Consider the following 11,343-nt stretch of genomic DNA (forward strand, 5'->3'; position numbering starts at 1 on the left):
AGAAGGCCAAGCTCCAGGCCGAGGCGGCCGAGAAGCTGGCACAGCGAGCCGTCGAGCAGGACAAGGCCCAGGAGGCCACCGCGCAGCGCGTCGGTCGGCAGATGGCCGACCTCGTGCCCATCGAGCAGCCGACGCCCTACCTGCAAGCCAAAGGCATCCAGGCGCAGGCCGGCGTGATGACCGACCGCGAAGGCCAGAAGACCTACATCCCGGCCTTCGACGCAGAGGGCAAGCAATGGACGATGCAATACATCCAGGAGGACGGCACTAAGCGGTTCGCCAAGGACTCGAAGAAGGAAGGATGCTTCCACCCGGTCGGCGGCATGGACGCCCTGGCGGCCGCGCCGGCGCTGGTGATCTCGGAGGGCTACGCCACGGCGGCCCAGGTGGCCGAGGCCGTGGGCCACGCCACGGTCGCCGCCTTCGACAGCGGCAACCTTGAGGCCGTGGCGAAGGCGCTGCACGCCAAGTTCCCGGACAAGCCGGTCATCATCGCCGGCGACGACGACCGGCACCTGGTCATGACCCACGGCAACAACCCCGGCCGGGAGAAGGCCGAGGCGGCCGCCCAGGCCGTGGGCGGCAAGGCGATCTTCCCGATCTTCGCGCCGGCCGAGAACACCTACCCGCGCGACTTGCCCGCCATCACGCCCGACAGCTTCAAGACCCACCTGCGCGCCGAGCAGCGCCTTGCCGACGCCGCCGCCGGCAAGGTCGAGCTGGCCGGCGACGAGGCGGCCAAGCTCAAGGCGTCGATGTTGAGCGGCGCGCAGATCGCGGCGCTGTCCACGATGAAGCAGCACACCGACTTCAACGACTTGGCGCACAAGAGCGAGCTGGGCATCGAGGGCGTGAAGCGGCAGATCGGCGCGGCCATCAGCCAGGTGCAGCGCGACGAGCAGCAGCACCAGGAGCAGAAGCACGTCGAGAAAAAGCAACAGCAGATCGAGCAGCGCCCACGGCGGGCCGCTCGCATCGGATAAGTCGAAAAATCCGGCTAAAGTGGCCGAGCTGCACATCAGGCCGCGCGGTTTTCCTCCCTGATCGCCGGCGCGGTTTCTTCCTCCCTGAACCGCATGCAGACTTGCCGCCTCGGACACCCCGAGGCGGTTTTTTTTCGCCTCGCTCGGGGTCTCCTCGTTTTCAGTGCAATAAGTGACGGTACGCAAAGCTAGCACTGGCGCGGGGGTGGTCTGGGTAGACCGTTGATTTCATTGACTTTCCTGTTCGCTTTGTAAACGGGTATGGTGGCCTCCCACTTTTGAGGTTCACGATGCAGGGTTGGCACACAACGTTTTTGGGGATGCGTGGGCTCCCCCGCGATATCAGCGACTTCGAGATGAAGGCATTTTTCACCTTCGATGGTGCCGAGCGCGACGCAATCAATGCACGCCGAGGTGATTCCCACAAGCTTGGTCTGGCGCTCCATATTGGTTTCCTGCGCATGAGTGGGCGTTTGCTCGGTGCCTTTCGGGTAATTCCAGTAGCCTTGTGGCGCCACCTTGGCAACGAGCTTGGCATTGCAGCACCAGAAGTCGCCTCGCTGAGAGCCATGTATGAACGCGGGCGCACGCTATTCGATCACCAACAAGTAGCCTGCACGGTCCTTGGATTCCAGTGGATGAGCGAGCACCAGCGCCGCTCACTGGTACGTGAACTGCGCGACGAAGTGGCGCGCTGCGCCGACCGCGATCAGCTACTCGTGCGGGCGCGTCAATGGCTGTACAAGAACAAGCTGGTGATCGTGCACGAGCGGGCAATTCGGACACTGATTGCGGCGGCACTTGCCCAGCTTGAAGTTGAAACAGGCACCGCCATCGCCGCCAGCGTTGATCCAGCAACACTTGATCGCTGGCGAGCCTCAGTTTCAGAGCTGCGCCCAGATGGACAAACCCAGCAGAGTTGGCTATGGGCTGCACCGGCGAAACACTCAACCCGCCAAATCAGCGAGGTACTGGAGCGCATCGACCTGCTTTACACGCTGGACGTTCATAAGCACCTGGCAGACATCCCCGATCTCATCTTGCGCCGCTACGCGCGCCGACTTGTCTCCAGGCCGCCCTCAGCCGGAGCCAAGATCAAAGAGCCAGCGCGCACCGTGGAGGTCGCATGCTTTCTTCGGTATTGCCTGTTCACCACCACAGACCAGTTGATCCTTATGGTGCAGCGCCGGATCGCCGATCTGTGGCGTCAGGCTGCCGCCGATGTCCCCGCTACCGTCAATTGGGCCGCAATGTACAAAACGCTGCTCGGCGAACTTGTTGCCTTGAGCGCGCAAGGTGCGGTGCCAGATGCTGAGTTGCGTGCCCGTCTTGAAGCCTTGATCACCGAAACCCAGAAACGCAAACCACCGAGCAGGGCCTCCCTGGTCCGCGAGGGATTGATTGATGGAATTCGCCCCGTGCGGTCGTTGCTCGTCGCCATTGCAAAGCTGCCCTGGCAGGCCACCGGCGAGCATCCTGCCATCGAGTACCTTGCCAAGCTGCAAGCTTTATATCTCAAAGGATCCAGAAAGCTGCCAGTTGAAGTGGTGGCACCAAGTCTGGGAATGATCTGGCAGGTTTCGATCTCCAGCCCAGACCGGGAACGGGCGTTTCAGGCGTTGGAGGTGGCCACCCTGTTTGCCCTGCGCCGCGCGGTGCGCAATGGCTCGGTCTGGATTGAGCACAGCCTGAGCTTTCGGGGTCGTGCGCGCTTGTTCTTCACGGACGAGCGTTGGCAGGCAGAGTCCAAGAAACACTATGCCCGTCTATCGTTACCCAGCAAGGCTGCCACTTTCTTGAAGCCTTTGCTGGCCAGAGTAACTGCCGGTGTCGATGCGGTGGCCGCTGCAGCCCGCAGTGGCGTACTGCGCGTGGATGATGAACTCCATTTGTCGCCATTGCCCGCAGAGGACGAAGACCCAGAAGTGACCAAGCTGCGCGCGGCTTTGGATCACCGCATCGGTGAGGTTCAATTGCCGGAAGTGATTCTGGCCGTTGACGCCCAGGTGCGCTTTAGCTGGATCATGCTCGGACGTGAGCCGCGCTCTACCGACGAGCTGCTGATGGTCTATGCCGGCATCATGGCCCACGGCACCAGTCTGACTGCGGTCGAATGCGCGCGCATGATTCCGCAGCAGAAGGCGGCGCGGCAGTGCTGCCTCAACTTCGGGTGTCACGTCTGTGCTCCTTGAAGAAGCGGCGCCGTCGGTCTGTGCCGGCGGCGCCGCCTTGAGAGGTCGTCCGGCGCACCCACGATCAGCGGGTGCACCTGCTGCTTAGCGCTGACTTCAGCTCAGTTCGCCGCCGAAGCGCTGCACGCCCTTGCCGGTGGCAAAGTTGTGCAGTCCGAAGCTCGGGAAGGTGCCGCGCAGGCCTTCGAACTTGCCGGTGGAATCGACCACCTTGTGCATGACGGTGAGCGAGACCTCGTCGATGCCCGGCACCTGGATGCCTGTGGCGGTGTCGACCGTCGAGATGCGGCTGCCGTCGCGGCTCATGAATTCATGAACCATCGTGAAGCTCGCGCGGCCGTCGACGAACTTGATTTCACTGGTGGCCTTGGCCCAGATCGGGCCGTCGAAGTCACCGTCGCCGGTGGCCAGGAAGGTTTCGATATGCGGCAGGTATTGCACGGCGGCGAAAGCGCCGATGCTGAGGGGCTTGGACATGATGCACTCCTAGGTTGGTGTTGGCCTGATGAATAGGCCGCGGGGACGGACGCTGCCGACGCTCGTCACGCCGGCAGCACCGGGATCACTTGCTGTTGCTCAGGCGGAAGCTGATCACCTTGGCAGCGTCCGTCTTGGAAGCGTTGACGACCTGCGTGTCGGGTGCGCTCTTGGGCTGATAGAACGTTTGACCCGTCAGATAGACGATCGGCGCTTCACCGCGCACTTTGACGCTGACCGCACCCTTGTCGTCGTATTCGTGGCGGTATAGCTTGCCGCCGCGCCGGCTGTCCATCACGTAGGGCGGATCGGCGTAGACGAACTCGGAGCCGGTGAACTGGTGGGACTCCAGCCAGGCCACGGCGTCGCCGTGGTGCAGCTCCAGGCCGGGCACGTCGAGCTGCTGCCAGACCTCGATCACCTCGGGATCAACGTCGATGCCGACGCTGCGGGCAGCGGGCCGCTTGCGCTCCAGGATGTTGCCGCCGCCCAGGTGCGTTTCGATGTACGTGTCGTGAGGCGGGATGTTGTTGATGATCGTCTGGTAGACGCCGGCACCGCCCTTGCCGCCGGGGTATCTCATGGCCTTCTTCCTGGAGTAAATCGGGACTTGGCCAGCATCGTCAGAAATGGCGATGCTGTCAAGGGAAGCCGGCCGGGCCTGCATCGTCAGAGCCGACGATGCGAAGCTGCTGGAGCGTCCTGCAGCACCGCCAGGAATGGCGATGCCGGATCGCTCAGTAGGTGGGGATGTAGACCACCTCAATGTCCACGCGCTGGTTCTCGCGCCGGCCCTCGGCCGTCGAGTTGTCTGCCACGAAATCGGCGGCCGATGCGAAGTTCACCATGATCTTGAGCGGCGAGACGCCGCGCGCCACCAAGTACGACCTGGCCGAGAGCGCACGGCGTAGTGCAAGGGCCTCATCGGCCGCGCTGGGCCGTAGTGTGCTGGTGCGCCCGCTGATGTAGATGATCGCCGCATTCCTAGCGTCGGCCAGCAGCTCCAGGGCCTCTGGCGTCGGCTGGAATGTCGCGCTGCTGTCGGGGAAGGACACCGATACGCCGGACTTGATCGGCGTGCCGAAGTTGCCGGCGTCGCCGGCGGCCAGTGCGCTTTGCGCGCTGACCAGGAACGCCAGAGAGAGGGCCAGAAGAACGGGTTTTCGCATGGGGCAGGACTCCAATCAGAAGAACAGGTAGCCGGCCTTGCTCATGGGGATGCGGATCAACCAGAGCGAGGCCAGGTGCAGCGGGTAATAGGCGTAGAAGGCCCAGCGCAGGCGCGGCACGCGCACATCCACCCGCGAGGCCAGGAAGAGCACCGGCAGGGCTGCCAAGGCCCACAGGTTGCGATTGACGAACCACAGGGCCGCGCAGGCCAGCACCGCGACCGCCGCGGCGGCCCAGCTCGGCCGGCGCGTGTACGACCACACCGCCAGGCCGAAAGCCACGGCCGGCCACCAATATTCGACCGAGCTGCCGCCGACCAGGAACACCACGCCGGCGGCCGCCAGGTGCAGCTTGCCGCCACGTTCGACCAGGTAAGCCGTGGCCGTGACGACCAGCAGCGTGAACATCACGTTGAGCGGCCACCAACCGGCGTACAGGCCGCCGAGGGCCACGAAGGGCACGGAGGCCAGCGCGCCGAACATCGCCAGGCGCGACATGGTGCGGCCGTACACGCCGCGTTCGAGCGTGCCCGGCCGGGCCAGGTTGTAGGCCAGGACGAACACGAAAAGGGGGAGCGCCACGCGGCCGGCCTCGAACAGCACCGGCAGCGTCGCGTTGAACAGGTACTTGTTGACGTGATCGCCGGTCATGAGAACCAGTGCGAGCCACTTCAACGCTTCGACGGTTCCATCAGGAATCCGCAGGGCCTTCATCAGCGCCGGCCCCCGCGAATCGCGTAGGCGCGCAGCACCAGGAAGATGATGTAGAGCGCTGGCAGTGAGAGCACGAAGGCGATGGGCTTGCCGATCCACGCCGGCAGCGCCCACAGCAGAAGGCCCAAGGCGAAGATCGGGCCGAGGCCCAGCAGAAGCAAATCGAGCTGGTTCTTGGCCTGTCCTTCCGCCCACTTGCAATAGGCTTGAAGCAACCGGCCGACGCCCAGCGTGTACCGCATCATGAAGGCGTGGAATTTGTCCATGTTTAGCCGCTAAATCGGAAGAGCCGGCCTACTCGGCCGACCCCTCGCGTGAAGTGTTGAAAGACACCGTGCGGGGCACGTAGCCGGCCACCGACACGCTGCGAGCTGCTGCGGCCGCTGGGGCGGCCTGCTGGGGTGCTGGTGCCGGCCTGGCCGCCGGCGTCGCCCGCTGGGCCACCGTCGCGGGCTGGCTGGGCGTCGAGGGCGTGGCCCCGGCCTTCGTCACGTCAAGCGTGACGAACCGAGCTTCGAGCCAATCGGCCCACTTCGACGCCTTGCGCATCAAGTCGGCCCGGTACACCGCGTTGTACTGCGGCGTGCGCGAGTGGTAGTTCGCCGCCTTCGTCCAGAGGTCGCCCTTGTCGTTGCGGATGTGCATCCGCAGCCGCCAGGCGGCCAGGTCGAACGAGTAGCAGCCGGCAGCCGCCACATCGTTCGCCGTGATGCCGTATCGGGCCAGGTCGCCCAGGTACGCGGTGTTGAACTGCATCGGGCCAACGTCATGCGTGCCATTCGAGTTGCGCACCCACTGGCCCGGCTTGCCGCCCTCTTTCTCGGCGACGGCCAACACGATGTTGACCGGCACCTCGTACTTGACGGCGGCCGAGATCGAGCAGACGACGCGCTCCTGGAGCTGCGGCGGCAGATCGGCGAAGAACGGCATGCCCTCCCCTCCCTCAGTTCAGCCAGGACTGACGGCGGCGCTCTTCGTCCTCGCGCCGGATGCGTTCGTTGTACTCGGCCAAGGCGCGGTCATAGTCGCGCGCTTCGACCCAATACCCGCCCCGCTCTGGCGTCCCGACATAGCGCGGCAGCGTGCCGCTGCTGGCGAAGTCGGTGTAGGCGTGGCCGGTGTAGGCCCCGCAGTAGTCAGGCAACTGGTTGCTGATGTACGTGCGCCCATCGTCGTAGCCGCCCGTCCACATCACCAACGTCGAGTTCAGCGACTGCGCGTCGCAACGGCCAGCGCCGCGCGAGATCGCCGACACGAGCGACTGCATTTCCGGCGTCTGGCTCGCCACCGGGCAAAGCTGGAGGAAGTTCAGGCGGGCGCGGATCGTGTCCGACAGCTTGCGCTTCGTGATGTTGAAGTACCGCGACAGCGACGGCGTGCATTCGCTCGGGCGCGTGCCCGACGACAGGCACAGGATCGCCTCGCAGGCCAGGCGCGTGTCGCCGGTCAGCACGTCTTGCGCGCTGGCCGTGCCGGCGGTCGATCCGAGGGCTGCCACGAGGGCGGCCAGGGCAAACAGTTTCTTCTTCATGGTTGGACTCTCCTTGGTTACGCAGTTGTGCCGTCGCGGCCTTGCTCGCGGTTGGCGAACGCAGCTACTTCGGACTCGGGATCGGCATCGGCGGGGCCGCCTGCCAGGCTGTTGTCGCCGAAGCTCGGCGCGGGCTGCTGGTCGGGCACGTCGATGTTCTCGGCCGTGCCGCTTCCTTGCGCCTTGATCGCGGCGGCGATCTTTCCGCCAGTGGTGTCGGCGATCCGCTCGGCTGCGGCTTCGCGCAGGCTCGCGGCTTTGGCCTTGGCAACATCGGCGGTTCCCTTCGCCAAGTTCGCGCCGGCGTCGGCGGCGATGCGGCCGGCCGTGCCGAGGGCCGATGCGGCCGATGCGAGCAAGCCGGGGCCGGTGCTGCCCGGTGCGGCCTGCTGCCCTTGCCCTGCCCCGCCGGCGGGCTTGGGTTCGTTCTTGGCGGCCTTGTCGGCACTGCTGCCGGTGCTGGCCGTCGAGCTGCTGCCCTGGCCGCCGGCGTCGGCTTTGCCGCCGCCCTTATCGCCGCCCTTCGAGCTGCCCGAGCTGCTGCCGGTCGAGGGGCTGCCGCCACCCGACGAAGAGCCACCGCCGGAGCTGCCGCTAAAGCCCGCAGCCTGAGCGAAGGGCGTGCTGCCGGTGCCGGCGTCGCCGCCGCCGCCCGCACCGCCGCCCGAGCTGCCGCCGCCCGAGAAGGCCGACATAACGTCCGTGCCTGCCGACACGTTCTCATTGGCCTTCGAGAAGGCGGCCATGACGGCAGAGGCACCACCGGCGGCCGAGGCTGCGCCGGCGGCCAGAGCGGCGCCGCCGGTCGCGGCCGCTGCTGCTGCCATGCCTGCGGCACCCAACGCAGCGCCTGCACCGAACTGGCCGATGCCGGCACCGCCCACGCTCGCGCCGGTGATGATCCCGGCGATGAGCGGCGGAATCTTGTTGACCAACGCCAAGAGGATGATGACGACGATCAGCATCACGCCCATTTCCTTGAGGCTGATGCCGGCGCTCATGCGCGAGTAGTAGTCATCGAGGAAGGTCTTGCCGATGCCCACCAGGAGCACCATTGCGAAGAGCTGCGCGGCCACGCCCAGGACGACCTTGTAGTAGTTGATCGCCATGTCGGAAGTCCAGCGCGAACCACCGAAGCCGAGGAAGAACACGCCGCCGTAGGCGAGCACCCAGCCCGACGCGAGCAGCAGAAGCATATTCACACCGACCAGGGCCAGGATGACCAGGATCGCCACGGCCATGAGGATGCCGGCCATGCTGTCCACCGGCGACCACACCGAGGACTGATCCATCACCTTGTCGAAGATCGCAAAGCCCACGTCCACGATGCCCGAGGGCGACAGAGCATTGCCCAGGCCCGTCGCGTTGCCGGCGAGCTGCCGCAACGACGCATAGATGGACGAGGCGAAGTTAGGGCCGTTGGTCAGCGCCCACCAGAAGAAGCCGGTAAAGATCGTGAAGCGGACGAACTCCGCGAAGAACTCGCCAATGTCGGCCTTGCGCAAGGCCATCATGCCGAACGTCCAGACCATCGAGATCACAACCAGCGTCCAGAAGAGCCAGGTTGCGGCCGTGGTGATGACACCGGCCCAGCCGCTCGCGGCGGCCTGGTAGCGATCCAGCACGCTATCGAACACGCCGGCGTTGTCGATGGCCGCGTGGGCATCGACCGCGAAGAACGCCAGCCAGACGAACAGCGGCAGGGCGAGGGTTTTTAGATTGGCTGGCATTCTCATCGTCAGCACCTCACCATTCGCGTTTCGGGCTGGGCTTGAAATCCCCACCACGACGCAAGCACAGCGACGAAAAAGCCTGCTGGACGCCCTTGTCCTCGATCTTGGCGATGTTCTCGGGCTTGCAGTTCTCGTCGTTCACTTCCGGCATGGGGGCCGTGGCCGGCTTGTTGTCGCAGCCGGCGACCAAGGCCGCCACGAGGGCGGCCGAGGCCAAGGACAGAGCCTTGATTGCTTTCATGAATCCCCCTTACCAGGTGCGCGCCGGGCTGGCCCGGTAGCTGCCCTGGCGCAGTTGTGCGGCCGCTGCCGCCTGCTGGGCTTCCTTGTCGGCGTCGGCCTGCATCTTGGTTGCCATCGCGTTCTGCTGCGCGATCAGCAGGCCACGAATCTGCAAGAGCTGGTTGGCCTGCTGGCTGGCGAGCTGGTTGGCGTAGCCGATGGCCTGCATTTGGCCCTGCGCGCCCTGCGCTGCCGATTGAAGACGCTGCAACGTCGCTGCATCGGCCGTGAGATTCGTTTGCTGCCTATCGAGGCCCTTGAACAAGGCATCGTTGGCCTTCTTCTGCGACTCGCTCGCGAGCTGGGCCACATTCCGAAGTGCTGCGCGTTCCGCGTCGGAGCACCCTGCCGCCGTAAAGCACGGCGAGTTCTTGTAGTAGTTCACGTCCTGGAACTTGCCGATGTAGCTGTCCAGGCTGCCGAGTTGGGTCTTGTAGTAATCCAGCGTGTTGACCGCGTTCATCAACCCGTTGATGGTCGATTGCGCCTGATCCCAGATATACGCGGCCGGGGCCATCGTGTTCTGGAGTTGGTTTTGATACTGCTGGAGCTGGGTGCTGTACTGCTCAATTTGCTTGAGCGTCTGGGCCACCGATTCGATGGCCGTCATGATGTTCTGCGACAGGTTGGTGCCGTCGATGACGGGGATGCCAGCCTGCACAGGTGTGACCGCCAGCGTGCTCGAAACAGCAATGACGAGGGCCAATTTAGCGGCTAAAAACTTCGGCTTCATGGTGCTTTTCTCCTATGGCGTTAGTAATCGAAGGAACGGTACGGCTTGGAAAACGTCATGTCCTTCGTGACCACGACGTTGAAGCGATACCCCGGCCGAATTTCCAGCGTCGGCGAAATGCTCAGGTTCTTGGCGATGAGTTGCGCCGTAACCTGGCCGAGCTGCTGGCCGAGGGCTTCGCTTAGGGCACTGCTGGCGCTCGGTGCGCCATAGGTGTTTGTGGCCTGGTTCTGGCGTTGGCTGTAGGTGATGCCTGCTGTCACGCCGGACATGAGGAAGGCCGAGCCGAACAGGCGCACATAGTGGTTGTTCACCTGGTCGTGGAAGCCCGCGTATCCCGCGCTGTCCGCGCCTGGCATCGCGCCAATGTCCATCGCCTTGCCATCGGGGAACACGATGCGTTGCCACGCAACCAGCACGCGCGCTTGGCCGTAGGCCACGTCGCTCGAATACGAGCCGACGAGGCGCGATCCCTGCGGGATCAACAGGTGCTTGCCGGTCGGTGTGTCGTACACGTCCTGCGCGACCTGGGCCATGATTTGGCCCGGCAGATCGGAGTTGATGCCCGAAATGAGCGTGGCCGGCACGACGAAGCCCGCGCGCAGCTCGAACGGTGTGCGCGGCGCTTCCGGCTGCGAATCCAGCTTCCAGCGGTCGCCCTGCCCACCTTGGCCGAACTGCGCCATGCTGTTGCGCCCGCCGCCGCTGGTCGAGGTTTGCAGGAGCTGCGGCGCACCGCCCGCGCCCATGCCGCCGGCGGCCGGAGCCGCGCCGCCACCACCGACGCCCATGCCGCGAATCTGCGCCAGGCGTGCTTGATAGGCGGCGGTCGGATCGTTGCTGCGCTGCGCGTCGATTTGCTGCTGCACCGCTGCGATGCGGTTCAGCATTTCATCGCGCGTCTGCGGCGTGCCGGTGTAGGTGCTCGGGCCACCCGGCGCGGAGCCGTTGCTACGCGGGGCATCCACGCGCACGGTGGTCTTGGCCTTCACGGCTTCGCCGAACATCTGCATCTTCGCCATGCGGATGCGCTGGGCCTCGTCGTCGTTCACCGGCTGGCCCGGGTTGCCGGGGTTGGCCGGCGGGGCCGGCGGCGCGTCCGGGTTGGACGGCCGCGCGATCTCCAGCGGAGCCGACGCCGGGCCGGTCGGCATGTCGGGCACCTTGAGCGGGCTTGCCGGCTCGATCAAGCCGCCGGTCTTGTCGCCTGCGATCTCCTTGGCGAACATCGACGTGTTGCCGGCCTTCTCCTTGGGGCCGTCCGCCGGCGCGTTCTGCTTGGCCGCGCGATCCGCCGCGACCAGGGCCATGACCAGCACGAACGACAGCAGGACGCCGCCGAGGATGTACATGGGCATGTTGTTGACGCGACGGACGCCCGCCTTCTTGGACACTTCGCCAGGCGAAGCGTCAGGTGCCATCTGATCGGCGTTTTCTGTCATGGCGTCACTCCTTGCGCACCCAGTACCCGGCCGGCGCGAACGTGCCGTTTTGCGCCAGGTAAGGGCGGGTGATGGATTGATTGCCGA

Annotated in this window: 13 protein-coding genes and 1 pseudogene; 2 read left to right on the top strand and 12 right to left on the bottom strand. The window is 65.3% G+C overall.

The window, feature by feature from the left end; genetic code table 11:
- Positions 1-983: toprim domain-containing protein (locus tag QMX93_RS27045; RefSeq protein ID WP_282358594.1), on the top strand; the 983-nt coding region annotated here is incomplete at its 5' end.
- Between the two features lie 290 nt (positions 984-1,273).
- Positions 1,274-3,118, top strand: a pseudogene (locus tag QMX93_RS27050) (Tn3-like element IS1071 family transposase); the annotation flags it as partial.
- Between the two features lie 153 nt (positions 3,119-3,271).
- Here QMX93_RS27050 and QMX93_RS27055 read toward each other — a convergent pair.
- The 12 genes from QMX93_RS27055 to QMX93_RS27110 form a co-directional block, all read right to left on the bottom strand.
- The gene (locus QMX93_RS27055; RefSeq protein WP_011655359.1) at positions 3,272-3,652 is read right to left on the bottom strand and encodes a hypothetical protein; all 381 of its coding nucleotides are present in this window, start codon (positions 3,650-3,652) and stop codon (positions 3,272-3,274) included.
- An 85-nt stretch (positions 3,653-3,737) separates the two neighbouring features.
- Positions 3,738-4,235, bottom strand: a complete 498-nt coding sequence (locus tag QMX93_RS27060) for an SAM-dependent methyltransferase (RefSeq protein WP_011655360.1) — start codon at positions 4,233-4,235, stop codon at positions 3,738-3,740.
- Positions 4,236-4,389: 154 nt separating this feature from the next.
- Positions 4,390-4,821 carry an OmpA family protein gene (locus tag QMX93_RS27065; protein WP_001665065.1) on the bottom strand — a complete coding sequence of 144 codons (432 nt, stop codon included), beginning with the start codon at positions 4,819-4,821 and terminating at the stop codon, positions 4,390-4,392.
- Positions 4,822-4,836: 15 nt separating this feature from the next.
- Positions 4,837-5,535: a TraX family protein gene (locus tag QMX93_RS27070; protein WP_011114053.1), complete on the bottom strand. Its 699-nt coding sequence runs from the start codon at positions 5,533-5,535 to the stop codon at positions 4,837-4,839.
- Complete coding sequence (locus QMX93_RS27075) at positions 5,535-5,801, bottom strand: hypothetical protein (RefSeq protein WP_010890140.1); 267 nt, start codon at positions 5,799-5,801, stop codon at positions 5,535-5,537. The genes QMX93_RS27070 and QMX93_RS27075 overlap by 1 nt, the downstream gene beginning before the upstream one ends.
- A gap of 28 nt (positions 5,802-5,829) precedes the next feature.
- The gene (locus QMX93_RS27080; protein WP_011114052.1) at positions 5,830-6,465 is read right to left on the bottom strand and encodes a transglycosylase SLT domain-containing protein; all 636 of its coding nucleotides are present in this window, start codon (positions 6,463-6,465) and stop codon (positions 5,830-5,832) included.
- Positions 6,466-6,478: 13 nt separating this feature from the next.
- Positions 6,479-7,066 carry a TrbM/KikA/MpfK family conjugal transfer protein gene (locus QMX93_RS27085; protein ID WP_010890138.1) on the bottom strand — a complete coding sequence of 196 codons (588 nt, stop codon included), beginning with the start codon at positions 7,064-7,066 and terminating at the stop codon, positions 6,479-6,481.
- Positions 7,067-7,083: 17 nt separating this feature from the next.
- The gene (gene trbL, locus QMX93_RS27090; RefSeq protein WP_011114051.1) at positions 7,084-8,802 is read right to left on the bottom strand and encodes a P-type conjugative transfer protein TrbL; all 1,719 of its coding nucleotides are present in this window, start codon (positions 8,800-8,802) and stop codon (positions 7,084-7,086) included.
- Between the two features lie 10 nt (positions 8,803-8,812).
- On the bottom strand, positions 8,813-9,040 hold the full coding sequence (gene trbK, locus QMX93_RS27095; protein ID WP_000644148.1) for an entry exclusion lipoprotein TrbK: 228 nt from the start codon (positions 9,038-9,040) through the stop codon (positions 8,813-8,815).
- A 9-nt stretch (positions 9,041-9,049) separates the two neighbouring features.
- On the bottom strand, positions 9,050-9,814 hold the full coding sequence (gene trbJ / locus QMX93_RS27100; RefSeq protein ID WP_010890135.1) for a P-type conjugative transfer protein TrbJ: 765 nt from the start codon (positions 9,812-9,814) through the stop codon (positions 9,050-9,052).
- Positions 9,815-9,834: 20 nt separating this feature from the next.
- Positions 9,835-11,256, bottom strand: a complete 1,422-nt coding sequence (locus QMX93_RS27105; protein ID WP_011114050.1) for a TrbI/VirB10 family protein — start codon at positions 11,254-11,256, stop codon at positions 9,835-9,837.
- Between the two features lie 4 nt (positions 11,257-11,260).
- Positions 11,261-11,329: a hypothetical protein gene (locus QMX93_RS27110; RefSeq protein ID WP_282358595.1), complete on the bottom strand. Its 69-nt coding sequence runs from the start codon at positions 11,327-11,329 to the stop codon at positions 11,261-11,263.
- Between the last annotated feature and the right edge of the window lie 14 nt (positions 11,330-11,343).

The sequence above is a fragment of the Pseudomonas sp. PS01303 genome (genome assembly GCF_029959385.1).
GTDB lineage: Bacteria > Pseudomonadota > Gammaproteobacteria > Pseudomonadales > Pseudomonadaceae > Aquipseudomonas > Aquipseudomonas rustica.

Excerpts from the sequence above, each read along its gene's own strand:
- QMX93_RS27055 (WP_011655359.1), bottom strand. The coding sequence starts at position 3,652 with ATGTCCAAGCCCCTCAGCATCGGCGCTTTCGCCGCCGTGCAATACCTG.
- QMX93_RS27060 (WP_011655360.1), bottom strand. The coding sequence starts at position 4,235 with ATGAGATACCCCGGCGGCAAGGGCGGTGCCGGCGTCTACCAGACGATC.
- QMX93_RS27065 (WP_001665065.1), bottom strand. The coding sequence starts at position 4,821 with ATGCGAAAACCCGTTCTTCTGGCCCTCTCTCTGGCGTTCCTGGTCAGC.
- QMX93_RS27070 (WP_011114053.1), bottom strand. The coding sequence starts at position 5,535 with ATGAAGGCCCTGCGGATTCCTGATGGAACCGTCGAAGCGTTGAAGTGG.
- QMX93_RS27075 (WP_010890140.1), bottom strand. The coding sequence starts at position 5,801 with ATGGACAAATTCCACGCCTTCATGATGCGGTACACGCTGGGCGTCGGC.
- QMX93_RS27080 (WP_011114052.1), bottom strand. The coding sequence starts at position 6,465 with ATGCCGTTCTTCGCCGATCTGCCGCCGCAGCTCCAGGAGCGCGTCGTC.
- QMX93_RS27085 (WP_010890138.1), bottom strand. The coding sequence starts at position 7,066 with ATGAAGAAGAAACTGTTTGCCCTGGCCGCCCTCGTGGCAGCCCTCGGA.
- trbL (WP_011114051.1), bottom strand. The coding sequence starts at position 8,802 with ATGAGAATGCCAGCCAATCTAAAAACCCTCGCCCTGCCGCTGTTCGTC.
- trbK (WP_000644148.1), bottom strand. The coding sequence starts at position 9,040 with ATGAAAGCAATCAAGGCTCTGTCCTTGGCCTCGGCCGCCCTCGTGGCG.
- trbJ (WP_010890135.1), bottom strand. The coding sequence starts at position 9,814 with ATGAAGCCGAAGTTTTTAGCCGCTAAATTGGCCCTCGTCATTGCTGTT.
- QMX93_RS27105 (WP_011114050.1), bottom strand. The coding sequence starts at position 11,256 with ATGACAGAAAACGCCGATCAGATGGCACCTGACGCTTCGCCTGGCGAA.